This window comes from Poseidonibacter lekithochrous (assembly GCF_018861145.1).
Taxonomy (GTDB): domain Bacteria; phylum Campylobacterota; class Campylobacteria; order Campylobacterales; family Arcobacteraceae; genus Poseidonibacter; species Poseidonibacter lekithochrous_A.
Genome location: NZ_JAHKQT010000007.1, coordinates 14,957 through 38,380, shown reverse-complemented (window position 1 = coordinate 38,380; position 23,424 = coordinate 14,957). Strand labels below are relative to the sequence as shown.

At 25.8% G+C, this 23,424-nt stretch carries 27 protein-coding genes; 6 read left to right on the top strand and 21 right to left on the bottom strand.

The annotated features are described in order from the left end of the window. Positions 1–228: 228 nt before the first annotated feature. The 4 genes from KO488_RS03380 to KO488_RS03365 all read right to left on the bottom strand — a co-directional run bounded on the left by KO488_RS03380 (position 229) and on the right by KO488_RS03365 (position 2,802). A complete protein-coding gene (locus KO488_RS03380) occupies positions 229–933 on the bottom strand; it encodes a zinc ribbon domain-containing protein (protein WP_216057386.1) in 705 nt (234 codons plus the stop codon). A gap of 95 nt (positions 934–1,028) precedes the next feature. Continuing rightward, complete coding sequence (locus KO488_RS03375) at positions 1,029–1,895, bottom strand: hypothetical protein (protein ID WP_216057385.1); 867 nt, start codon at positions 1,893–1,895, stop codon at positions 1,029–1,031. Between the two features lie 26 nt (positions 1,896–1,921). Further along, positions 1,922–2,158 carry a hypothetical protein gene (locus KO488_RS03370; RefSeq protein WP_216057384.1) on the bottom strand — a complete coding sequence of 79 codons (237 nt, stop codon included), beginning with the start codon at positions 2,156–2,158 and terminating at the stop codon, positions 1,922–1,924. Positions 2,159–2,160: 2 nt separating this feature from the next. Then, on the bottom strand, positions 2,161–2,802 hold the full coding sequence (locus KO488_RS03365) for a zinc-ribbon domain-containing protein (RefSeq protein ID WP_216057383.1): 642 nt from the start codon (positions 2,800–2,802) through the stop codon (positions 2,161–2,163). 130 nt (positions 2,803–2,932) lie between these two features. Here KO488_RS03365 and KO488_RS03360 point away from each other — a divergent pair, with 130 nt between their 5' ends. Next, a complete protein-coding gene (locus KO488_RS03360) occupies positions 2,933–3,196 on the top strand; it encodes a helix-turn-helix domain-containing protein (protein WP_216057382.1) in 264 nt (87 codons plus the stop codon). A gap of 67 nt (positions 3,197–3,263) precedes the next feature. Here the strand turns inward: KO488_RS03360 and KO488_RS03355 are convergent, their stop codons facing one another. The 7 genes from KO488_RS03355 to KO488_RS03325 form a co-directional block, all read right to left on the bottom strand. Then, entirely contained in the window at positions 3,264–3,881 is a 618-nt protein-coding gene (locus KO488_RS03355; RefSeq protein WP_216057381.1) for a recombinase family protein, read from the bottom strand. A 136-nt stretch (positions 3,882–4,017) separates the two neighbouring features. Next, positions 4,018–5,769 carry a restriction endonuclease gene (locus tag KO488_RS03350; RefSeq protein WP_216057380.1) on the bottom strand — a complete coding sequence of 584 codons (1,752 nt, stop codon included), beginning with the start codon at positions 5,767–5,769 and terminating at the stop codon, positions 4,018–4,020. Between the two features lie 120 nt (positions 5,770–5,889). Next, positions 5,890–7,086, bottom strand: coding sequence for a tyrosine-type recombinase/integrase (locus KO488_RS03345; RefSeq protein ID WP_216057379.1), 1,197 nt, complete (start codon positions 7,084–7,086; stop codon positions 5,890–5,892). 120 nt (positions 7,087–7,206) lie between these two features. After that, the gene (gene trpC, locus KO488_RS03340) at positions 7,207–7,998 is read right to left on the bottom strand and encodes an indole-3-glycerol phosphate synthase TrpC (protein ID WP_216057378.1); all 792 of its coding nucleotides are present in this window, start codon (positions 7,996–7,998) and stop codon (positions 7,207–7,209) included. Then, positions 7,995–9,317 (bottom strand): hypothetical protein, encoded by a 1,323-nt coding sequence (locus tag KO488_RS03335; RefSeq protein WP_216057377.1) that lies wholly within the window; start codon positions 9,315–9,317, stop codon positions 7,995–7,997. Before KO488_RS03335 ends, trpC begins: the two co-directional genes overlap by 4 nt. Next, positions 9,293–9,676, bottom strand: coding sequence for a YkgJ family cysteine cluster protein (locus tag KO488_RS03330; RefSeq protein ID WP_216057376.1), 384 nt, complete (start codon positions 9,674–9,676; stop codon positions 9,293–9,295). The genes KO488_RS03335 and KO488_RS03330 overlap by 25 nt, the downstream gene beginning before the upstream one ends. After that, positions 9,669–10,382 carry a tRNA1(Val) (adenine(37)-N6)-methyltransferase gene (locus tag KO488_RS03325; protein WP_216057375.1) on the bottom strand — a complete coding sequence of 238 codons (714 nt, stop codon included), beginning with the start codon at positions 10,380–10,382 and terminating at the stop codon, positions 9,669–9,671. Before KO488_RS03325 ends, KO488_RS03330 begins: the two co-directional genes overlap by 8 nt. 297 nt (positions 10,383–10,679) lie before the next feature. Between KO488_RS03325 and KO488_RS03320 the strand changes: the two genes are divergently transcribed. Genes KO488_RS03320 through KO488_RS03305 form a run of 4 tightly spaced genes read left to right on the top strand, consistent with a single transcriptional unit; the run spans position 10,680 to position 13,554 of the window. Continuing rightward, positions 10,680–10,997, top strand: a complete 318-nt coding sequence (locus tag KO488_RS03320) for a 4Fe-4S dicluster domain-containing protein (RefSeq protein WP_216057374.1) — start codon at positions 10,680–10,682, stop codon at positions 10,995–10,997. 9 nt (positions 10,998–11,006) lie between these two features. After that, positions 11,007–12,137 carry a 2-oxoglutarate synthase subunit alpha gene (locus KO488_RS03315; protein WP_216057373.1) on the top strand — a complete coding sequence of 377 codons (1,131 nt, stop codon included), beginning with the start codon at positions 11,007–11,009 and terminating at the stop codon, positions 12,135–12,137. A gap of 2 nt (positions 12,138–12,139) precedes the next feature. After that, positions 12,140–12,973, top strand: a complete 834-nt coding sequence (locus tag KO488_RS03310; protein WP_216057372.1) for a 2-oxoglutarate ferredoxin oxidoreductase subunit beta — start codon at positions 12,140–12,142, stop codon at positions 12,971–12,973. A gap of 11 nt (positions 12,974–12,984) precedes the next feature. Next, the gene (locus KO488_RS03305) at positions 12,985–13,554 is read left to right on the top strand and encodes a 2-oxoacid:acceptor oxidoreductase family protein (protein ID WP_216057371.1); all 570 of its coding nucleotides are present in this window, start codon (positions 12,985–12,987) and stop codon (positions 13,552–13,554) included. Between the two features lie 67 nt (positions 13,555–13,621). Here the strand turns inward: KO488_RS03305 and KO488_RS03300 are convergent, their stop codons facing one another. The 4 genes from KO488_RS03300 to rpe are packed head-to-tail and all read right to left on the bottom strand — an operon-like array spanning position 13,622 to position 16,237. Next, entirely contained in the window at positions 13,622–14,164 is a 543-nt protein-coding gene (locus tag KO488_RS03300; RefSeq protein ID WP_216057370.1) for an HD domain-containing protein, read from the bottom strand. Beyond that, positions 14,165–15,013, bottom strand: coding sequence for a 3'-5' exonuclease (locus KO488_RS03295; RefSeq protein WP_216057369.1), 849 nt, complete (start codon positions 15,011–15,013; stop codon positions 14,165–14,167). After that, a complete protein-coding gene (locus tag KO488_RS03290) occupies positions 15,003–15,593 on the bottom strand; it encodes a phosphoribosylanthranilate isomerase (RefSeq protein WP_216057368.1) in 591 nt (196 codons plus the stop codon). The genes KO488_RS03295 and KO488_RS03290 overlap by 11 nt, the downstream gene beginning before the upstream one ends. A gap of 2 nt (positions 15,594–15,595) precedes the next feature. Beyond that, on the bottom strand, positions 15,596–16,237 hold the full coding sequence (gene rpe, locus KO488_RS03285) for a ribulose-phosphate 3-epimerase (RefSeq protein WP_216057367.1): 642 nt from the start codon (positions 16,235–16,237) through the stop codon (positions 15,596–15,598). A gap of 113 nt (positions 16,238–16,350) precedes the next feature. Here rpe and KO488_RS03280 point away from each other — a divergent pair, with 113 nt between their 5' ends. Continuing rightward, the gene (locus KO488_RS03280) at positions 16,351–17,385 is read left to right on the top strand and encodes a phospholipase A (RefSeq protein WP_216057366.1); all 1,035 of its coding nucleotides are present in this window, start codon (positions 16,351–16,353) and stop codon (positions 17,383–17,385) included. Between the two features lie 8 nt (positions 17,386–17,393). On the opposite strand, the gene KO488_RS03275 is transcribed toward KO488_RS03280, so the two are convergent. The 6 genes from KO488_RS03275 to KO488_RS03250 form a co-directional block, all read right to left on the bottom strand. Further along, the gene (locus KO488_RS03275) at positions 17,394–17,834 is read right to left on the bottom strand and encodes a c-type cytochrome (protein WP_216057365.1); all 441 of its coding nucleotides are present in this window, start codon (positions 17,832–17,834) and stop codon (positions 17,394–17,396) included. Next, complete coding sequence (locus KO488_RS03270) at positions 17,834–18,412, bottom strand: NUDIX domain-containing protein (RefSeq protein WP_216057364.1); 579 nt, start codon at positions 18,410–18,412, stop codon at positions 17,834–17,836. The genes KO488_RS03275 and KO488_RS03270 overlap by 1 nt, the downstream gene beginning before the upstream one ends. Position 18,413: 1 nt before the next feature. Further along, complete coding sequence (locus KO488_RS03265; RefSeq protein WP_216057363.1) at positions 18,414–19,613, bottom strand: sensor histidine kinase; 1,200 nt, start codon at positions 19,611–19,613, stop codon at positions 18,414–18,416. Further along, positions 19,606–20,265 (bottom strand): response regulator transcription factor, encoded by a 660-nt coding sequence (locus KO488_RS03260; RefSeq protein ID WP_216057362.1) that lies wholly within the window; start codon positions 20,263–20,265, stop codon positions 19,606–19,608. Before KO488_RS03260 ends, KO488_RS03265 begins: the two co-directional genes overlap by 8 nt. A 121-nt stretch (positions 20,266–20,386) precedes the next feature. Further along, positions 20,387–20,890 (bottom strand): YajQ family cyclic di-GMP-binding protein, encoded by a 504-nt coding sequence (locus KO488_RS03255; protein WP_216057361.1) that lies wholly within the window; start codon positions 20,888–20,890, stop codon positions 20,387–20,389. Positions 20,891–21,038: 148 nt separating this feature from the next. Beyond that, a complete protein-coding gene (locus KO488_RS03250; protein ID WP_216057360.1) occupies positions 21,039–23,210 on the bottom strand; it encodes a TonB-dependent receptor domain-containing protein in 2,172 nt (723 codons plus the stop codon). Positions 23,211–23,424: the final 214 nt, after the last annotated feature.

The window sequence follows — 23,424 nt, the reverse complement described above, 5'->3', positions numbered from 1 at the left end:
AGATTTTGTATAAGTTAGGTTTTTACTTACTTCTTTTACAAACTCCTTGAACAATAACATTTTCCATTTTTTACCCTTTTCAGTAAATTTGCACTATTATATCTAAATTTGACTTAAGTTTTGCTGAATAACTCTTGTTATTTATTATTATCTTAAAAAGATTACATTCAATATTTATATATAATATAAACCTTTAAATTAATAATGATTCACAAAATATTGACATTATTATTTTCCTTCTATTATTTCTTTTTTCAACTTATCAAACTCATCTTTTGTGATTAAATCTTTTTCTAACATATCTTTTAGTTCTACTAGTTTTTTTGTTTTATCATTATTATCAGAATTTGTTTCTCTCAAATCAATCTCTCTTTCAGTTAATTCAGATTTAGTGGAATTATCTATTTTAGTATTTTTTTTAATTTTATTAATAAAGTTTGGTTCATTTACTCTAAATAATTCTAAATATAATTTATCATCTTTTTCTTTTAATAAAATGTATGCATTTGCTTTATCATTTCTAATTTGATAAAATTTTTCTTTATCTTTTACTACATTAGTAAAGTTTAGAGAATTAAAATATTCAAATATTTTGTTTTTTATATAATTAAAATTAATATCTTTACTAATGTATAATATATACATTAATGAATCTTTATCTTTAAGTTCTACAATTGATTTTTTTAGATTATTACCACAATGTTTACAAACTTCCGCATCTATATCATTTTTACCTTTACATTTTGGACATTTTTTGAATCTTCCTTGAGCAATCAAAGAATCTTCATCCTCACCAACAGCTAACAAAATAATAAAACCAACTAAAGGAGATAATATTAAAGCTAAAATAAAATAACCAAAAAATGACCTACCTTTTTTATTTGCTAAATAACCTACAAAAAATGCTAAAACAACCCAAATAATAATATACAAAATATTTTCCTTTAAATAATAAATAACTACATTTATTAAAAACAATACTTAATTACACGAATATACCTATAGTTAGTTGAGAGAATTGTCACTTTCTAAAAATAACATTCAATATCTCCATTGATTGTAAATTTCCATGTTCCACCCTTTTCTAAACATTGTTCTATTTTTTCTTTTTTAACAAGCTCAAGAGAAAAAGATTTCTTCTTTTTTATAGGCTTTTTCTTTTTTAGAATATTTGTTTTTTTAAAGTTAATAATCTTCTTAAAATCTTTATATGGTAATTCAAAATAACCCTTACTTCTTAATATAAATGAATTAGATATCATTGGTAATCTAAATCTGATAACATGTTTTTTGTTATCAACCAAAGATTTTAAATAAAATTCTGTTGCAGAACGATTACAGTAATTTTTTACATTATTTATTGTGTTGTTTATATTACTTAATAATACAGTAGTATTATAAGCATGTTCTCCTCCTAAAGATTTAAATCTACTTGATATATAACCACATTTATTTATAGTAATAGAATAGCTTTCTTTCCTAGGTTTAGAAATATATTCCTTTAAATAGCTAAGTTGTTCTTCATTAAATATAAAATAATGTGTTTCTTTAAATGTAATCCAATTAACATGAATAGTAGGATACTCATATGCACCAGCATCTTTTTTAAATAAAAGCACATAATATACTTTTTCATCGTATTCTATACTAGACATTTTTATATAATTAAAATTTTGACTAATCATGTTTCTTGAATATAAATCTATTTTTCTATCTGAAATAACATTCTCATTGCTAATCCATTTACCTAATGATTGATTTTTAGACCATCCTCTAGCTTTTGTTATGGAAGGTGATATCTCTAGAAATGATAATTGTTTATCATTACTTCTGTCACTAGCAGAATATAAAAACGAACACATTATAATAAATATAAATGATATTAATCTAAACATTTTATTCCTTTTTATTATTATTTTCTCTATATTTTTTTAATTTTTATTGTTTCACTTCCTGTAGAAGTTTTGGTTGTAACTTCTACTTCATATGACTGAATCAAATTATTGTTTTCATCTACTACATCATAAAAATGTGCTTCAACATCAAAATAAGGGTTATTAGTTCTAATATCTAACTCTCTAGTTGAATTTATAATCTTGTAGGTTTGATTAATATTTTCTTTTCTTCTTAAATCATCTTTATATGACATTTCATTCATTTTTAATCTATATAATGGTTGTATTGTTTTGTTCCTGTATCAAAAGTTAGTTTCTTAAACTTTAAATCACTTAATGTTGAAAGAAAACTATTTGTTAACAATTCATTTCTAAATTGTTTATTATAAAAAAGTGCAGATTTCAATCTAATATACTCTTTTTCATAATCATCTAAATATATTTCTATTCCCATTTTTTCTAATTTTTCAGCAAAATCAGTTGCGAATAATAATCTTCTTTGAGGAGTTATTTCATTATAACTTGAAGATTTATATTCTTCTTTTAATAATGTATTATTATATTTAGAAGTTGTATCTTTATTTTCATCTTTTATATATACTATAAAAATAGAAATAATTGTTATAAACATAATAATCACTAATACAGCCTTAAACACACCATCTAATAAACTTGATTTTTTAATAATATTTCCACAATGTGGACAACTTTGTGCATTTTTTGAAATATCTTTTCCACAATCCTTACATTTAATGAGTTTTAAATTATTTTTGTTTATTAAATTTTTCTTTTCTTCTAATGTTGATGAATCATTATCATTAATATTTTTACAACTTTCACAATAGCCATTAAGACCTTTATCACAGTCATAAATTTTTCTACAACCCCTACAAATGCACTTATTCATCAAATTCCTTAAATAATAAATTATTACATTTTACACAAATACTACTTAATTAGAAAGATATGCCTATAGTTAGTTGAGAGAATTATCACTTAAGTATACACTTATAGTTAAATTTACTATAGGTAGTTTTATGAACTTAGAAAATAACAGCACTTCAATCACAAAAGAAAAAATGTTAGAGATATATAAGACTATTGGACAAAATGTCAAAAGAGTTAGAAAAGAAAAGGGTGTTTCTCAATTAGCCTTATCTTTAGCAATTGGTCATAAAGCAGTTGGTACAGTTTCTATGGCTGAGCTTTGTATAAAAAACAAACATTTTAATATTGAACATTTAGTAAAAATTGCTGATGTTTTAGAAGTTGATATAAATGAGTTTTTTAAAGGTATTTAGGCTTTTAAAATTATAGACTCAATAGTAAAACCTTTTACAATAGACCTCTTTGGGGCATAGCTCCCCCCTATTTCTTTAATCCTCGTGTGTTTATATATGTAGTTAAACTTTGTCTTGTTCCTATTCCTATTTGATTTACAATTTTACTAATAGGTACACCATAAGATAATAACTCTTCTATTTTCTCCTTATGTTCATCAAATTTTGATTTTACTATTTGACCTTTTTTTCTTCCTAATTTTACTCCTTGAGCTTTTCTTTGTGCAAGTGCTGATTTTGTTCTTTCACTTATAAAATCTCTTTCCATTTGAGCAAAACCACTAAGTAAAGTTAGCATCATTGTATTAATAGGATTTGTATTATTATCATCAACAACAATACTATCTTTTATAATTTGTAAGATAATACCTTTCTCTTTTAGTTCTTCAATGATTTTTAAAACTTCTATTGTACTTCTTCCTAATCTATCAAGCTTAGTTACTATTAAAGTATCTCCTCTTTCAAGTTTTAATAATGTTTTATCAATTTCTCTATCTTTTGTATTTTTTCTTGAACTAATAGTTACTTCAATAATCTCATCAATCGTTAGATTTTTAGAATGAACATAATCTAATATTTCTCTTCTTTGGTTTTCTGTTGTTTGAACATCTGTTGAAACTCTACAATATCCTATAATTTTATTCATTTTCTAACCTTTGTAAGTTTATATATGTAATTTTAACTAAACTTTACTAATTTGTCAAGCTTAAAACAACTATATAAACTTTACAATAAGACAATATTAAACGGTCGTTTATAATTACAAAATATTAAAATGTACTCTACTGTAAATCATCTTCTGTAATTATCAATTTTGATTTTTCATCACTTGTTAAATACTGATGCCATTGAGAAAAGTTTATTATTAAAATATTATCATCTGTATCTGGAAAATCTAAGTATGAAAATTCATTTTTTAATATTTCTTTTGATTTTGATATTAATATATTTTTCCATTCCGTATCTGAATAATTTTTTACTTTTAAAAATAACTCTGGATTTTTTGTATATATATTAAAATGGATGTAATTAATTACTGCATAAAGAATAGTACTTTCATCAGTAAATAAAATATTTAATGACTCATTTATTTTTTCATCAATATCATTAATTAAATTAACATTTTTTAATTCTTTTAAAATATTACTTTTAATAAGTTCATGAATTTTACTCTTTGTATTTTCTTCATTAAGTTTGTCATAAAATAATTTTAATATTGGAGCAAATAATATAAACACTAACTTATGAAATATTTGTATTTTAAAAAATAACTCTAAATCTTTATATTGTTTAGAGTTGACAATTGATTCTATTGTCTCATTATTATCAAAATGTGAAGCATTTATAGAGATAAAGAACTTTTTAAAATAATTATTTAATATTGAATAATCATTACTTTCAATATAATGATTCACAAGTATAAAATAATTTGTAGTAACTAAACCTTCTAAAATAGGTTTCATCAATTCTACAAAATCTTCATTAAAATAATTGTCAACTTGATTTGTATTAGTTGAAATAGGCAATTTCTCAACTAAATCATATAAATCTTCATGATGTAGTAATTCTACTTTTGTACTATTTGCTAATTGTCGGGCTGATTTAGTAAAAGTATTATTAGTTACAACAATAGCTCTACTTGCTCCATAATGTTGTTTTGCACTATATATTTCTTGTACAGCTTTATTTCCAACTGGGTTACTGTATAACTTACATTGAATAACTACAATTGCTAGATTATTTTTATCATAAACAATTACATCTGCACCTTGGTCTCCTGAAGCTTTTGTCACTCTTGCATCTAAACCATTTGATTTTAATATATCAGCACAAAAATATTCATAGTCTGTAGGTGACATATTTTCATCAAAAACTAATTTATCAGTTAAATCTTCTTGCTCTAAATATCTTAAAACCTTTTCCGTAGCAACATTATAAAGTTCATTCAATTTACTTTCATCAAATAAACTTAAATCTATAGAATATCTACTATAAAAGTAATCTAATTCCTTATACCAATTATCAAATTGATAATCTCCATAATCATTTTGATAAACTAATATATTAAATTTTTTTGCTAGTACCTTTATATGCTTATCTATTTCTTCTAAAAATTGTACTTTAATTTCTTCAAAAATTTTATTGATAGCATATTCATGAATTTTTTCATTAACTTTATTAATAAAATCAAATCTTTCATCAATATTATTTAATGGAACAGCTACATTACACTTTTGAAAAAAATCTATAATAAAAATATTCCAATTTTCAATAGTTAGTTCTTTCTTTTCTTCTACAAGTGTTTCGATTTCCTGAAAGAAAACATTCTTTTTTTCTAATAAATATTCTATTTTTTCATCAAGTATAGTATCTAACGGTACTGTTTTTACTTCAGGTTCATCATCTATAATATTCTCATCATTTTTAGTTCTGTTTGATGAAAGTACCTCTTTTATTTCTTGTTTATCCTCTACTACATTCTCAGTTTTATTTGATGATTGATTTCTCCCAAATAATTTACTAAAAAAACCCATATTTTTCCTTTTTTTATTAAAAATCATTAATCATTGTAAAAAACTACAAATAATATTTATATTATTATTATTTATCTAAATTATTTATAAATACAGATCTTTTTCTTAAATTTTTAATTCTCACAAATATTCTATCACCTCTTTAATCTGTTTTAAGCTATAACCCTCTTTTGCATAAATGGTATTTAAAGTATCATTTTCACTATGACCTAATATTGTTTTAATCATTGAATCACTTGCTGAGGTTCTTTTTAACTTTGTGGCAACATAATGTCTTATTGAATGTAATGTTTTTCTTTTATCTGTTGTAACTAATGTTTTAATCTTTTTGTTAAATATTGCACCAAAATTTACTGAATTTGTAATTTGTTTTGCTCCTTCAAACATATAATTAGAAATAAAATCTATTTTAGAATGTATTGGAATTTTTCTTATTCCACTTTTTGTTTTAGATTCATTTATATCAAAATATCTAATCCCTTCAAACTGCTTAATAGTAGAATTAAAAACTTCATTTCTTCTCATACCTGTATAAATGATTATTAAGAAAAGATATTTTAGTTCATTAGGATATTCATTTATAATAGTTATTAATTTATCTATCTCATCTTGAGTAAATGCATCCTTTTTATCTAAATCAACTTTTACAGTTAGGTTATCTGATGGATTATATTTTATAATTCTATTTTTTACACAAAATGTAAAAAACTTTTTAATATGTTTTATATGACTTTTTAAACTTCCATCATTTATTCTTTTTTCAATAGGTACATCTTTCACTTTTACATAATCTTTTAATGATAAATGTTTATATTCCTTATAGTTTCTATTTCCTAATTTTTCTAGCTTAGATTTTATTCCTATTAAATCATATAGTTCTATTTCTTCTATTAATCTATTTTTACCTATTAATTCTATAAATAAATCTAAAGTTACATAAGTTTGTTTTCTTGTTGATTCTTTAATCTGTTCTAAGTTATAAAATCTTTTGAACTTTTCATAAGCATTAAATATTGTAATATTACAGTTATCTAGATTTTTATTTTCAATTTTTTGATTTAAAATATTAATCTTAAAATCTACAACTAAATGTTCAATGTACTTTTTATCAATTAAACTATTTTTTGCAAGTTCTTCTAGCTCCAAATATTTTTTTAAAATTAATGCTCTTTCAAGATTTATAAAATGATTTGATTTTTTAGAAAATGATTTAGTGATAAATTCTTTTTTAAAATAAGGATAAAGAATCGTTCCTACTCTAAACTTAATATAAAAAGTTCCATTTGATTTAATTCTAATCTTTGGTAGTTTTTTCAAATTACACCTTTAAAAGTAAAAGTATAATTAATAAATTTTGTGTATCAGATTGTGTATCAGAAGCTTTCTAATAAAAAATTATAAGCTTCATTTTTATACACAAAATATAGCTACAAGCCCCTAGTTCAAAGAGTTTTTAAATTTCTTAACTTCATCTTCTATTGAAACTTGTCTCATAAAATGCTCACCAATTAAGAATGCATCAGCACCAATTCCTGATAATCTTTGTATAGTATCTACATTAGAAACACCAGATTCTGCAACAATAATTTTTCCATTTGGAATCATTGGAATTAATTTATCACATAATTCCATATCCATCTCAAATGTATCAAGATTTCTATGATTAATTCCAATTATACTTGCACCACATTTAATAGCTTTAGTTAAATCTTCTTTATCATGTATTTCAACTAAAACTTCTAAACCTAAATGTAAAGCATACTCGTATAATTCTTTCATCTCTTTGGTACCTAATGCTTTTGCAATAAGTAAAATAAAATCTGCACCATAAACTAAAGCTTCAACAATTTGATATTTATCAACAATAAAATCTTTTCTTAAAAGTGGAGTTGGTACATATCTTCTAATTGCAGTTAAATACTCTAAACTACCTTGGAAATAATGAGGTTCAGTTAATACTGAAATTGCATTTGCACCACTATTACTATAAGCTTGTGCAATTTCCATAGGATTAAAATTTTCTTTTATTATACCTTTTGAAGGGCTAGCTTTCTTAACTTCTGCAATTATTCTAATTGGCTCTTCTTTTGTTGCTGTTAAAAATGCTTTAACATCTCTTGGAGCAAAAGGGTTTGAAGCTAATGTTCTTCCTAATAAATCTAAAGGTATATCTTTTTGTCTAATCTCTAAATCTGCTTTTGTTCTTTCTATAATTTCATCTAATATCACTTAGTACACTCCTTAATTTTTTCCCAATGTAATTTAATTTCATCATCATCTAATCCTACACTATCAACAACTTTTTTCATCTGTATATATGCATTTTTACAATCTTTATTTTTATAAAATCCCCATGCTAAAGTATCAATAAAAGCTAGATTATCTGGTTCTAAAATTAATGCCTTTTTAACAAGAGATAATCCTCTTTTAATATCTAAATCATAATCAATTAAAATATAAGCTAAATAATTCTCATAAATTGGATTTGAAATTTTTTTTAATACTTTATCAAATTTTGAAATAACATTAGGTAAAACCATCTGTTTATTTTTCGCCATTTCAAATTCTATAATTGCTTGTTGCCCTAAGTAGTCCAAGTTATTTGTTTTTTTATACAATTTATCTAATAATAAATTAGCTTTAGTTAATTTATTTGTATTCTTATATAAATCTAATAAGATAGTACTTTCAATATTATTTTTTTCTAAAAATAGTATTGCTTTATCTTTATCTTCATTTGCCAAATATTTAATCAATAAATCTTGAGTTTTTGTAAGTATTGGCTCTTTATTTGTTTTTTTATATGTAAAATACATAGTTTCTAAAAGAGGTGTAATTTTATCTTTTTCTTTGTCTTTTTCATAAAACGATAAAAGCTGTAAAGATAAAGTAAAAGGATAAGAATTTCTCTCTATATAATTAAGCATCGTACTCTTTGATTTTTCTTTTTCTTCTGTATAATAGTATTGAATACTAGTTATTGTTTGTAAAGTTTCTATTGATTTATCAATTTCATAGGCTTTTTCAAACTCTTTTAATGCTAATTTATACTCTTTTAAATCTAAATAAATACTAGCTAATAAAGTGTGATTACTTTTATGATAGAATTTATTTACTAATTTCTTTGCATTTATAATAGTCTCTTCTTTTTCATTAAGTTTTAATAATGAAAGAGTATAAAGCTTTAAAATCATTTCTTCTTGTTTTATATTTTCTATCAAATTTGAAACTGCATATTTCTTTACATTTTCATAATCTTTTAATATAAAAGATAAATTTAAATAGTTTACTAAATATTCATGATTATTTGTATTTTCAAAAAGTTTTAAATATATTTCACGAGAAGATTCAAATTTTTGTTGAGATTCATATTCTAATGCATACATTATATATTCATTTTCTAAGTTAAAGTATTTTACATCTTGCTTTTTAAAATGTGCATTATTTATTGTTGATTTATTTGTTGGTGTTGTTAGTGAGTTATTATTACAACCTGCTAATATAAATACTAAAGCACTTGTAACTAAATAGTTCTTATAGCTGGACACTCTTTATAAACCTCTTCTACATTTTCTTTAAAATAATCCCAAAAAGGGAAAGTACGACATTGTGTTGGTCTAGCCTCATAAACAGAGCATTGTCTTTTTTCTAAATCAAAAAACATACATGCAAAATTATCTTCTGCTAATTTTACCTCTTTTATACTGTATTTATAACCTATTTTGTTTAAATATTGTTCTCTTAACTCTTCTTGGCTAATATTTAAGTGTTTCGCTAAGAAATTAATTTCTTGAATTGTAATCCATATATAACCACTTTCGCCAATACAACAGTTGCCTGCGCAAGTATCGCATGCACTTGCTTCAAAGGCATAATCAAAGCCCTCTTTTTTAATTAAATTACTCAATATCTACCTTTATACTATGTGTTTGAGATTTTTCATATATTTTTTTAACTTCATCAGTAAATTCTACTCCATCAAAAACAAATAATGGTTTTAATATTTTTGTTAAAGATTTTGAGTCTTTTCTAGCATATACTAAAATCAATGTTGCATCCTTTTGATCTTTAGGATGAACAAATTGTAAAGCTTCTAAATTAAGTTTGTATTTATTTAAAAACAATAGTATTTCATTAATTTGTTTCACATCGTAACAGAAGAATAATTTCCCAGAGTTTTTAAGCACTTGAGCACTTCTTCGTATAAAATCTTCTAATGGCAAAGAATCATTGTATCTTGCTATTTTAAGATTTTCATTTTCACTTTTTATTACACTTGAATGATAAAAAGGTGGATTTGAAATACACATATCAAACTTTTTTTCAAATTCTGTTCGTAAAAAGGAACCTTTGTATAAATTCGTTTTTTGACTATTTGTTTCTGAGTTTTTTAAAGAAAAAAATTGAAAAGTTTTTTGAAGTTCACACTGATTCAAATTTAAGTTAGGATATTCTCTAGAAACTAGCAAACCTAGTATTCCACTGCCACTTCCAATATCTAAAAGTTCACCTCTTACATTCTTAAATTTTTGCATATTTAAAAAGATGAAATTATATAAGAAATGTGTATCACTATTATAACAATAACCATCCATTGGTTGATATAAAACCAAGTATTTTCCTTTATATATTTTTAATATTGTATCTAAGATTACCCTATATATGTTTTAAGCAATAAAGTTAATACATTCTTTTACTTAAATACTAATAATTATCTTTAAGTTTAATCATAGTTTTAAAGACACTTTAAATACACTTTATAGCTACAGTGTAGCAAAATGTAACAAGAGAAAAATTAGCTTTATGAAATGAAAGTTTTACTCATTCTTTAGATGTATTATAGGTTATTATTCACTCATAATAATTGAGTTTATTCAAATATTGATAAATAAAAAATTTAAGGGGAAATTATGTCTAATATGGAAGCTCCTGCAAACACACCTGTTTGGGTAAATGAAGATAGATGTAAAGCATGTGATAAATGTGTATCTGTTTGTCCAGCTGGTGTACTTGTAATGAGACAAGAAGTTCATTCAACATTAGGATCAATGATAAAAGTTGCTAATCCTGATTCTTGTATTGGTTGTACGGATTGCGAATTAGCATGTCCAGACTTTGCAATATATGTAGCAGATAAGAAAGAATTCAAATTTGCTAAATTATCAGAAGAAGCAAAAGAAAGAAAAGAAGCAATTGTTAAAAATAATTATAGAGAATTAGAGGCGTAAGGAAAATTAATGTCAAGAGAATTAATATCAACAGGTAACGAATTAGCAGCAAAAGCTGCACTGGACTCTGACGTTCAGTTTTTTGCGGGATATCCTATTACTCCATCAAGTGAAGTAATGCATATTTTATCAACTGCACTACCAGCTAGAGGCGATGCATGTATTCAAATGGAAGATGAAATTTCAGGTATTTGTGCAGCATTAGGTGCAGCAATGTCAGGAAAAAGATCATTAACAGCAACAAGTGGACCTGGAATTTCTTTAAAAGCAGAAAACTTAGGTGTTGGATATATTTCAGAAGTACCTTTAGTTGTAATAAATGTAATGAGAGGTGGTCCATCAACTGGTTTACCTACAAGAGTTGCTCAAGGTGACTTATTACAAGCTAAAAATCCTACACATGGTGATGTTAAGTCAATCACTTTAGTACCAGGTAATTTAGCTGAATGTTATACTGAAGTAGCACGGGCATTTAACTTAGCAGACAGATTTATGCAACCAGTATTTGTTTTATTAGATGAAACAATTGGTCACATGAGTGGAAAAGCTAGTATCCCTGATTTAGAAGAAGTTCAAGCAGGTAAAATTTCAAGAAAGAAATTTACAGGTGATAAAAAAGATTATAAACCTTATGGTTGTGAAGATGATCAACCAGCTGTTTTAAATCCAATGTTTGAAGGATATAGATACCACTTCACTGGTTTACACCATGGACCAACAGGACATCCAACTGAAGATGCTGATACATGTGATGCATTAATGAAGAGATTATTCAACAAAGTTGATGCACATATGGATGAAATTGAATTAAATGAAGAATATATGTTAGAAGATGCTGATATCATGATTATTGCATATGGTTCTGTATCATTAGGTGTAACTGAAGCTATTAACAGACTTAGAAAAGAAGGTATCAAAGTTGGTATGTTCAGACCAATAACAATTTGGCCAAGTCCTGCTGATAGAATTAATGAATTGATGAAAAAATTTGACAAAGTATTAGTTGCTGAGTTAAATATGGGTCAATTCTCTGATGAAGTACAAAGAGTAAGTGGTAGAAATGACTTTGATAGATTATACAAAGTTAATGGTAGACCATTATCTCCATTAGAAATTATTGAAAAAGTGAAGGGAATGTAATTATGGCATTTAATTATGATGAATATTTAAGAACAGACAAAATGCCAACACTATGGTGTTGGGGATGTGGTGATGGAGTTATTTTAAAATCTGTAATTAGAGCAATTGAAAAAACTGGTTGGAACATGGACGATGTTTGTGTTGTTTCTGGTATTGGTTGTTCAGGAAGATTTTCTTCATACATCAACTGTAATACAGTACACACAACTCACGGTAGAACTTTAGCATATGCAACTGGAATTAAATTAGCAAATCCAGAAAAGAAAGTTATCGTAGTTGGTGGAGATGGTGATGGTCTTGCTATTGGTGGAAACCATACAATCCATGCATCAAGAAGAAATATTGATTTAAATTATATTATTATCAATAACTTCATTTATGGATTAACTAACTCTCAAACTTCTCCAACTACTCCTCAAGGTATGTGGACAGTTACAATGAGTAAAGGGAATATTGACCCTACTTTTGATGCTTGTAAATTAGTTGAAGCAGCAGGAGCATCTTTTGTAGCAAGAGAAACTATGTTAGATCCTAAGAAATTAGAAAGAATTTTAGTAAAAGGTTTCCAACATACAGGATTCTCATTTATTGAAGTATTCTCTAACTGTCACGTTAACTTAGGTAGAAAAAATAAAATGGCTACAGCTATGGCTAACTTAGAATGGATTAAATCTATTTCTGTTGGTAAAGCTAAGTTTGAGAAATTAGAAGCAGAAGAACAAGTTGGAAAATTCCCATTAGGAATTTTAAAACATGATGAAAATGCACCAGAATACTGTGAGTCTTACGAAAAAGTAAAAGAGGCTAATAGAACTAATACAATGATTCAATTCTAAGGAGAAACAACATGAGTAAAACATTAATGAGATTTACAGGTGTTGGTGGACAAGGTGTTCTTCTAGCAGGTTCTATTTTTGCAGCAGCAAAAATTAATGCTGGTGGTTTCGGTTTAAAAACTGCAACATATACATCTCAAGTAAGAGGTGGACCAACTGTTGTTGATATTACTTTAGCTGAAGAAGAGATTTTATATCCTTATGCAAATGATGGTGAAATTGATTTCATGTTATCAGTTGCTCAAGTTTCATATGATCAATTCAAAAATGGTGTAAGAGATGGTGCTACAATTGTTATTGAACCAAATTTAGTTACTCCAACAGCTGAAGACAAAAAAAGATGGAATATTGTTGAGATTCCAATCATTACAATTGCAAAAGAAGAAATTGGTAATGTAATTACTCAATCAGTATTAGCATTAGCTATGGCGAATTATTTTACAGGTGAAACTGTTGATAATGAAGTACTTAGAACTACTATGCTTTCTAAAGTACCTGCAAAAGTACATGATATTAATAATAAAGCGTTTGACTTAGGTCTTAAATACGCAGCTGAAGCTTCTAATAATAAAGCTTCATAATTTAAAAGTAGTCTTTTGACTACTTTTAAATACTAAATTTTAAACTACAAAATATATAATTCTCTAACTATTCTATATTTTTTTTATAATCTTCAATTTTTTCTTCAAGTCTTTGTGATAAATATATATTTGAATTTTTTAAGCATGAAAGAATAAAACTAGCCTCTTTTAGATAAGTTTTCTTTTTATCATTATCCCAATGTTCTGGGGGGATTGATAGATTTGTAATTCTATCTGCTAATTTAACCATTTGAACTTCATAAGGTTGTTCTAAAAGCATTTCAATACTTCTTTTCATTTGTTCTTGTTTTGATTTTAAACTTTTATCTTTGCTAAGTGCTTCAACACCATTTGCAACAGCTTCACTAAAGTCTACATATAACTCATCATAAGTAATATTAGTATCTTCAATAACATCATGTAATAAAGCACATGAAATTGCTAAATTAGATTTCTCAATTTCAAGCTTTGAATTTTCACAGGCGTTTATAACTTCCATAGCAACAGAAGTAACATGAACCATATAAGGTAATCCTTTAGGTGTTTTTTGTTCCCCATGAGCATTAGCGGCGTATTCTAAAGCTTTTATATAGTTTTCTTGACAAAACATTTATTTAACTTCCTTTTCTTTTTCTTTCTCTTTTTTTTCTTTTATAGAAGCTATTGTTTTTGATGATTTAGAAAAAGATATAAGCTCTTCAACATTTGAGATTTTATTTTTATCTATTACTTTTAAAGATTCTGTAAAAACATGAGCAGTTGCTAATGCATCATAATATGCACGATGATGATTATCAACTTTTATATTAAGCTCTTCTTTCAAAAAACCTAAACCATATCGAGGAGAATCAATAGTTCTTTTTGCTAAATCAATACTACATAATTTTCTATTTTCTAGTTTTCCTAAATCATATTTTTCTAAAGAATCTGAAATATAATTGTAATCAAACTTTATATCATGAGCAATAAAAACATCATCTTCTAAAAAGAGTTTAAACTCTTTTAAAACAGATTCTAAAATAGGAGCATCTTCTAACATTAGAGGTTTTATATTTGTAACCTCTTGAATATAACTTGGAATTTCTTTTGCATATACTAAAGATTCAAACTTATCAATTATCTCGCCATTTTTATACTTAACTGCTCCAATTTCTATTATTTGATGACCTTTTTTTATAGAAGAACCATTTGTTTCTATATCAACAATACAAAAACATTGCTCTTCTATAGAAGCTTTTTTAGTTTTTAAATAGATATTGTTATTATTATCAAACTCTATAGGTAAGCCATTTGATAATAAAAGTTCTAATTCAAGCTCAGGATTATCAAAGAAAGTATCATTTGCTTTTTCAAGAAGATTAAGTAATTCATCATAATTAATTGATTCTTTTAATAATTTATCAATTATATTTGATATTTTAAAAGTGGGTTTTATGATTATTCTTCTTTTAGATTTCATTTACTGCTTTTACAAAATCAATCATTTTTTGTTTATCTTTTTTTCCCTTTGACGCTTCCACTCCAGAACTTACATCAACACCATAAAAGTTAAAACCTGATAATTCACCTAGATTAGAAGAAGTAAGGCCACCTGCTAAAATCATTTTTGAACAATCTATATCTTTAAACCATTCTAAAGCAAGTCTCTTCCCCTCACCTCCAAAGCTTGCAACAAATGCATCAACTAAAACATATTCATCTTTTATATTTTCTATATCTTCTTTGTTTTTTGCTCTTACTACTTTTATATATCTAGTATCTAAGGTTTTAAAGTCTGTAAAAGCATCATCATCTATTATTTGAGCTGTTTGCATTTTTGCATTTATACAAACTTGATTTATAAATGTATTTGGCTCATTTACAAATAAACCTATGGTATGGATAAAAGGAGGTAATTTATCTACAATTTCTCTAGCTTTGAAAGGTTCAATATATCTAGGAGATTTATCATAAAAAACAAAACCTAAAGCATTTGCTCCTGCATCAATAGCATCTAAGGCATCATTTAAATTTGTAATTCCGCAGATTTTAACTTTCATAATTAAACCTGTAAACTCTTAATAGCTTTTGAATAATCATTATTCCCAAATACATAAGATCCAGCTACAACAACATCAACACCTGCATTTTTAAGCTCATGGATATTTTTATCATTTACTCCACCATCTACTTCAATAAGACAATTTGGATTTCTTTTATTGATTAGAGCTTTTAATTTAGTAGCTTTTTCAACTACACTTGAAATAAACTTTTGACCACCAAAACCAGGATTTACAGACATTAATAAAACCATATCTAAATCTTCTAATAAATACTCAATTGTTTCAGGTGGAGTATGAGGATTTAAAACAATTGCAGGTTTTATACCTAAACCTCTAATTTTTTGAATAAGTCTATGTGGATGTTTTTCACTTTCAATATGAAAAGATATATATTTTGGTTTACAAGGTGCGAATAAATCTACAAAAAAAGTATTATCTTCAACCATTAAGTGAATATCTAAAGGTTTTGTTGCAACTTTTGCAACTGGATTTACAACAACTGGACCGATAGTCATATTAGGAACAAAATGACCATCCATTACATCAACATGAACTAAATCACAACCACCTTCACAAATAGCTTTAATTTCTTCATTTAATTTTCCAAAGTCTGCTGATAATATTGACGGAGCAACTTGCATATTCATAACCTTTTTTCTTAATTTTAGGCGATTATACCATGAAAAACTTTTATACAAAGTATATTAAAACAAAAAATGTTATAAACTATGTTTTTATTTTAAGGGAATACATAATGAAATATATTTTAATCTTTTTATTTACTCTAATATCATTAAAAGCAGAAGAAAATTTTACAAATTTATATAAACAAGCAGAAGAACAAGAAAAGTTAGGTAATTTTAAAAATGCCATGATTCTATATAAAAAAGCTGTTAATTTAAATATTACAAAAGAAGATAAATATATTTTAGATTTGTCAAAAAATCAAAATGAAACTTCAAAACAAAGTCATGAGGTACAATCTTTTACAAAAATGAAACGAGACTTTTATCAAAACTACATAAATAAAACAAAAGATAAAGAGACAAACTCTAATTTAGAGCAAATGATTACTGGAGATTTTGGATTATATCCATATAAAAAAAACTATTTACTACCCGCTAGTTATGATTTAAACAAAGATGAAAATAGAAATCCTTTTGAAACAATTTTTCAATTCAGTATTGAAAAACCTATTGCATATAATTTTTTTGGTTTAAATGAATCTTTTTCAGCAGCCTATACTCAAAAATCTTTTTGGCAAACAGGTTCTGATTCTTCACCTTTTAGAGAAACAAATTATATGCCAGAAGTTTTTCTTCAATTTCCTTATAACAATAGTGAAACAATTAAAGGGTTTAAAGTCTCTTTATTACATGAATCAAATGGAAGAAACGAAGCTAAATCAAGATCTTGGAATAGATTATATTTGGAAAGTTATTTGCAGTTTTCTAATTTATTCGTGATTCCAAGAATTTGGTATAGAATTCCTGAAAAAAGAAATGACGATGATAATCCTGATATTTACGAATATTATGGATATGGAGATTTAACACTTCTTTATCCATATAAAAAACATACTTTTGAATTAATGCTTAGAAATAATATTAGATTTAATTCACAAAATAAAGGTGCAGCAGAGTTAAATTGGACTTTCCCTTTACCTGAATTTTTCTCAACTCCAAACTCTTATGGTTTTTTACAAATATTTTCAGGTTATGGAGAAAGTTTAATTGACTATGATAGAGAAACTCATAAGATAGGGATAGGTATAGCTTTTTCAAGATAAAACTATATCTATTTTAAATTCTTTATATAATAATAGATTGCATCTATTTCTTCTTCAACTAAGAAATATGTAGGCATAATATTTGACTTATAAATTAACTTTTCACAAACTTGTTCTTTTTTAAACTTTTTCTTTGGGTTCTTTTTTGAATTTACTTTGTTGAAGAAGATATCATAACTAGAAGATTTAATATTTGGTACACTTAAAACGCAGTTATACTTCTTTTTATCATAAACATGGGTAAAAGATACAATATCTTTTCCCTTTGCATCACTTCCATGACAAGTATTACAGCCTATTCCTCTAGGATTATTATAAAGCATTTCCCCATATTCAAATTTTGTAATAAATGAATTATTAACTTTTATCAATTTTTTATCATCAGCTATTAAATTTACAGATAGAAATAAGAGAAAAGAGATAAATAAAAGAGAGCTTTTTATTTTCATTATTGTTCTACCCTTTTCTTTTTCATAAACCAATAAAAAGAAAACATCAATCCAGGTGTTTTGGCTTTACTTTCATCAAAAATAAACTCATCAATTTGTGAAATAGGTAAAAACATTAAATCTATTTCTTCGTCATTAACTCCACCACCTTTATGAATTTTCATAGATTCATCAATATTAGCAAAATACAAACTTTGACATCCTCCACTTACTCCAACATTAGTATAAAATGATGTAATTTTTTCAATTGATTTTAAAGGTACTTCATAACCACACTCTTCATCAATTTCTTCTTTTGCAATTTGTTCCAAGGAAACTTCTTTATCAACAATACCTGCACATAATTCATAAGTACATAAGTGATTTTCATCATTTAAATAAACCGGAGCACGAAATTGTTTTACAAGTAAAAAAGCATCTTTATCTTTATGATAAAGTAAAATAGCAACTGAGTCAAAACTCTTAACTGCTTCCCATGATTTTTTTTTACCATTTTGATTGTAAGTGATACTAACTGGATGTACAAATTTTGTATCTGTTAGTTCACCTGTTTTAAAATCTTTTATTATATTATTCATATTATTTTTTTTCACCTGTTAAATTACATATTGAACCATTAATAATTGTACAAAAATCAATATAAAAAGTTGATCCAACACCTATTTCTGATTTTAAATCTAATTTTAGATCATATTCTTCTGATATTCTTTTTACAATATCAAGACCTATTCCAAAGCCACCTTCAATATTTGTTCCTCTTTTATATCTTTTAAATATCTCTTTTTGTTCCTTCTTACTAATTCCTATACCAAAATCTTCTACACTTAATATTGTGTCTTTTATTGACACATTAACAATTGAGTTATTATCACTATATTTAATTGCATTAGATATTAAATTATTTACAACTTTTTGTGTTTTAGTCCTATCCATTAAAATATAACAATCATCTAAATCATCATTTATTACAATTTGTTTTGTAATTGAAATATCATTAAAATACTCTACACTATCTTTTACTAAATCTTTTAAGTTAAACTCTTCATAAACATCATCATTTATTTCATTAAAAGCAGAGAAATGAATATCATTATAAATTTGTGATATTTGCTTAGTACTACTAAGAATATACCTCATCATTTTTTCTGGGTTTTTTCCTTTTTTTAGCATTGAAGTTGATGTCATAAGTACAGTAATTGGTGTATTTAACTCATGTGCAGAATCTTTTATAAACTTATCCATATGATCAATTTTTTCTCGTACTGGTTTTAATAAGATTTTTGAAAGTAAAAAACCAATAAATCCAATAAATATAGCACTTAATATTAATTTAACAACTACATATATTTTTAAATTATTTCGATTATCTATGCCAATACAAGTTTCAACAGCAATGTATTTAATAGGTATTGTTTCTTCTTCTAATTTAGTTATATAAAACTCAAAAGAAGAACTTTCATACATGTTTTTTGTAAAATCTACAGATTGAGATTCCAATAAATCAGAATAAATTACTTTTTGATTTTTATCATATAAAGCATATTTAATATCAGCATTTTCTAATTTTTTTGGTACATATTCTTTATGCTTCATATATGAATTTAATATATCTGCTTTTATTTGCATAGTAGCATTATTCATTTCCATACTACAAGAATCTGCAACGGATTTTAATTCATCATTATAATAAATATAAAGTAATACCGACATAAGTAGAACAGTAGAACCTACATAAATTGATAAAAAACTAAATAAAGCTTTTCTTTCATTTTTATTCAAATTTATATCCTATTCCACGTATTGTTGTAATCTTTTCTTTCCCTATAATCTCTCGTAAGTTTTTAATATAAACTCTTATTGTTGCATCAGTTGGCATCTCTTCATATGCCCAGATATTTTGAAGTAGCTCTTCACTTGAAATTACTCTACTTCTATGTGTACAAAAATATTTTAAAATATCTCTTTCTTTTTGTGCAATACTTATATTTCTATTTTCTGTGCTTATTTTACAAGATTCTGGATCAAACAATATATTTGATGAAATTTCTATTTTAGTATTTTGTTCTATTGAAAACTGTCTACAAAGCCTTAATATTCTTTGATCTAACTCTTCTAAATCAAAAGGCTTCTTAATATAATCATCAACGCCATTTTCAAAAGAGTCTTTTAAATGCTTTGTATCTTGATATGCAGTAAGTATTATTACAGGAGTTTTATTTTTATATTCTTCTCTTATTGTTTTAAGAACTTCTAGTCCTGACATTATTGGAGTATTTATGTCTAATAAAGCAAAATCAAACTTTTCGTCTATTAAATACTCTAAAGCATCTTGTCCATTTAAACATAAAGTTACATCATAACCTTTGTCAAGTAAGTGATCATTTAATAAATCACTTAATAAATTGTCATCTTCTAATAATAAAACTCTCATAATACATTCCTATTTATAATAAAAAGATTATATTATAATTTTGTTTATGAAGTGTGTATAGAATTAATAGAAAAATATACCTCAAAAAATTGAAGTATATTTTTAAGTATATTTAAAAGTATTATCTAAAGTTATCAAATACTAATGGAGCTTTTAAATCTAATGATTTAAGATGTGTCATAATTGTTTGTAAGTCATCTATATTCTTTCCACTTACTCTAATCTCATCACCTTGATTAACAGCACTTACTTTTAATTTTAAACTTTTGATCTCAGTTTGAATAATCTTAGCTTCATCTTTTTCAATACTATCAATAATTTTATAAGTAAATTTTCTATTTCCACCACTTGAATCTTCAGATTTAGTTTCTTCTAAAGAGTTAATAGAAATTTCTCTTTTATTCATTTTAGAAATAAGTACATCTTTCATTGCATCAATTTTATTGTCACTTGCACTAGTTAAGATTAAAGTTTTTGCACCTTGATTTAAATCTATGTCTTTATCAATACCTTTAAAATCATATCTATTATCTATCTCTTTTTGAGCTTGAACTACTGCATTTTTCATCTCTTGCATATCTAGTTTTGCTGAAATATCAAATTGATGTTCTTTACTTTTAGCCATTTTTTTCCTTTTTTAATTTATTTATAAATTTTACTAGATAATTGGTTAATATATGCAAAACATCATGAAAAAATAAAAGGAAGCTAATAAAAAGCCACTTAGTTAATTTAACTTAAGTGGCTTTTTGTATATTTAAATCTTAATTATTTTAGAATGTAACATTCATACTTAACCAGAATTCTCTTCTTTTTTGAGCTAAGTTATAATCATCAATATTCTCTCCTTCATAATCTGAATATGAAGTCCCTGTAAAATCTTTATCAAGTAAATTATTAATAGCACCATTAAATGTTACATTATTAGATAATTTATAAGAACCACCTAAATTAAACATTTGGAAATCTTCATAATATTTTATAGATTCATCATCATCTGATCCTCTCCATCTACCTTTTTCTCCAGACATTTTAATAAATGTATTTAACTTAGGATTAACTTCCCATGCAAGAGTTACATTATATAAATGCTCTGCACTAGAACCTAAAGGCTCACCAGTATCATCTCGTTTTGAATCTGTATAAGTATAGTTTGCTTTAATTGCAAGTGCATTAGTAATATTATATTTACCTGCAATTTCAATACCTTCAATTGTTGCATCACCAATATTTTGATTTTGACCAGCTATTACACCAAATCCATCCCATTCAGCAGGAACATCTACATTTGTAGTACTTCTTTCAATTTTATCTTTAAAATCATTTTGAAATAATGTTATATTAAAATTATGTCCATCTTCATGAGAATAATATGCAGCAATTTCTTTACTTAAACTCTTTTCTGGTTTTAAATCAGGATTTCCAAACCATGGTCTAGTACCTTGCCCACCAAAACCTGTAACTCCATCATATAAATCAGTTGTTTTAGGTGTTTTATAACCTGTTGAAATTCCACCTTTAAATGTCCAACTATCATTTAAATCATAGATTGCATAAGCTCTTGGACTAATATTACCTCCAAACGAATCATGATTATCGTATCTAAGACCAGTAGTAAAGGTAAATTTATCAGTAATCATCCAAGTATCTTCTGCAAATAATGCCCATTGATTATAATCACTTGTTATTCCAGATTCTGTTGTACTATCAGCTGTCATTCCAAATACACCATCTTCAACCTCACCTTGAACATATTGAGCACCAACAACTACAAAATGATCTTCTATTGGCATTTCAAATTTTGCATCATACGTAGTATTTTGAGATTTTAATGTTCTTGTAGATCTTGGCATTAAAGCAGCAAATTCTGAATTTAATAGTGCTTCATCTACACTTGCCCAGTTTTCACCATTTCCATTTGTATTATCTGCAATAAATTTTCTTTGAGATGCATTTAAAGGTAAACTTCTTCCAAAATTGTTAGAAGTAATATGATGAGCCCCTATAGTACTTTTTCCTAAATCCCAATCTGCTTCATAAGCAATAGAGAACTGTTCTCTTTCCATTCTTTGAGTTTGGGCATATCCAACTCTTTGAGAATCAAAAATAGTATCATATGAATCAATTGTTCCTACTTGACCTTCGCTATTATCATATTTTTGTTTTGAAATATCATAGTCAACTCTAATAGTATGATTATCATTAGGAGTAAATGTCAATCCTGTACCAAAAGACCAGTTTTGGTTATCCATAGTTTGCCCAGCACCACCAAAACCACTATCTTCATCTACAGGATTTGACTCCTCTTTATCGTAATAACTTCCTCTTAAACTTAAGCCTAATTTATCTTCGATAAGTGGTCCCATTAAAGAAATATCACTTGTAGAATCATTTCCAAATTCACTTTGACTTTGTAATGTTTTACTATGAGTAAAGGAACCTGTCCATTTTTTAGATATTTTTTTTGTAATAATATTTACAACTCCACCCATAGCATCTGCACCATAAAGTGTAGACATTGGGCCTCTGATTATTTCAATTCTTTCAATCATTTCAAGTGGTGGTAAGTTTGCACTTTGAAATCCACCAAAACTATTTGGGTAAATATCACCATTATTATTTTGCTTTTTCCCATCAACCATAATAAGTGTATAATCAGAACCCATTCCTCTTATACTAATACCACCTTGCCCTGACTTATCTCTAGTTTCACCAATATCAACACCTTCAATATCTCTTACAGCATCAAGTAAATTTGTATATGGTTTTTTTTGTAAATCAGCTTTTGATACAACAGAAATACTAGCAGGCGCGTCTGCTAGTTTTTGTTCATATCCAGAAGCAGTGCTCACTGTAATATCTTCTAAAGAAGTAGTCTCATTCGCAGTTAATGAATTTTGAGCCAGTAGTAATATTGCTACTGAACTTGCAATTTTTAATTTCATTTTATTCCTTGTAAAATATTTAGCTGACTATTAATTTAGGAGAACACTACATTTTGGCTGGCTATTTTATTTTTTATCAATTTATTCGTTTTTATAATTTATATTTAACTAATTATTAACAAAACGTAAATGGGATATTAACCAAGGAAATCTTAAATCTTGATAAAACTGATAATTGTTATCATTACTATCTAGAGAAAATATGAAGAATCAT

Bases quoted from the DNA above. Each gene is read 5' to 3' on its own strand.
- KO488_RS03375 (WP_216057385.1), bottom strand. From the start codon at position 1,895: ATGTTTAGATTAATATCATTTATATTTATTATAATGTGTTCGTTTTTA.
- KO488_RS03370 (WP_216057384.1), bottom strand. From the start codon at position 2,158: ATGAATGAAATGTCATATAAAGATGATTTAAGAAGAAAAGAAAATATT.
- KO488_RS03365 (WP_216057383.1), bottom strand. From the start codon at position 2,802: ATGAATAAGTGCATTTGTAGGGGTTGTAGAAAAATTTATGACTGTGAT.
- KO488_RS03360 (WP_216057382.1), top strand. From the start codon at position 2,933: ATGAACTTAGAAAATAACAGCACTTCAATCACAAAAGAAAAAATGTTA.
- KO488_RS03355 (WP_216057381.1), bottom strand. From the start codon at position 3,881: ATGAATAAAATTATAGGATATTGTAGAGTTTCAACAGATGTTCAAACA.
- KO488_RS03350 (WP_216057380.1), bottom strand. From the start codon at position 5,769: ATGGGTTTTTTTAGTAAATTATTTGGGAGAAATCAATCATCAAATAAA.
- KO488_RS03320 (WP_216057374.1), top strand. From the start codon at position 10,680: ATGTCTAATATGGAAGCTCCTGCAAACACACCTGTTTGGGTAAATGAA.
- KO488_RS03315 (WP_216057373.1), top strand. From the start codon at position 11,007: ATGTCAAGAGAATTAATATCAACAGGTAACGAATTAGCAGCAAAAGCT.
- KO488_RS03310 (WP_216057372.1), top strand. From the start codon at position 12,140: ATGGCATTTAATTATGATGAATATTTAAGAACAGACAAAATGCCAACA.
- KO488_RS03305 (WP_216057371.1), top strand. From the start codon at position 12,985: ATGAGTAAAACATTAATGAGATTTACAGGTGTTGGTGGACAAGGTGTT.
- KO488_RS03300 (WP_216057370.1), bottom strand. From the start codon at position 14,164: ATGTTTTGTCAAGAAAACTATATAAAAGCTTTAGAATACGCCGCTAAT.
- KO488_RS03295 (WP_216057369.1), bottom strand. From the start codon at position 15,013: ATGAAATCTAAAAGAAGAATAATCATAAAACCCACTTTTAAAATATCA.
- KO488_RS03290 (WP_216057368.1), bottom strand. From the start codon at position 15,593: ATGAAAGTTAAAATCTGCGGAATTACAAATTTAAATGATGCCTTAGAT.
- rpe (WP_216057367.1), bottom strand. From the start codon at position 16,237: ATGCAAGTTGCTCCGTCAATATTATCAGCAGACTTTGGAAAATTAAAT.
- KO488_RS03280 (WP_216057366.1), top strand. From the start codon at position 16,351: ATGAAATATATTTTAATCTTTTTATTTACTCTAATATCATTAAAAGCA.
- KO488_RS03275 (WP_216057365.1), bottom strand. From the start codon at position 17,834: ATGAAAATAAAAAGCTCTCTTTTATTTATCTCTTTTCTCTTATTTCTA.
- KO488_RS03270 (WP_216057364.1), bottom strand. From the start codon at position 18,412: ATGAATAATATAATAAAAGATTTTAAAACAGGTGAACTAACAGATACA.
- KO488_RS03260 (WP_216057362.1), bottom strand. From the start codon at position 20,265: ATGAGAGTTTTATTATTAGAAGATGACAATTTATTAAGTGATTTATTA.
- KO488_RS03255 (WP_216057361.1), bottom strand. From the start codon at position 20,890: ATGGCTAAAAGTAAAGAACATCAATTTGATATTTCAGCAAAACTAGAT.
- KO488_RS03250 (WP_216057360.1), bottom strand. From the start codon at position 23,210: ATGAAATTAAAAATTGCAAGTTCAGTAGCAATATTACTACTGGCTCAA.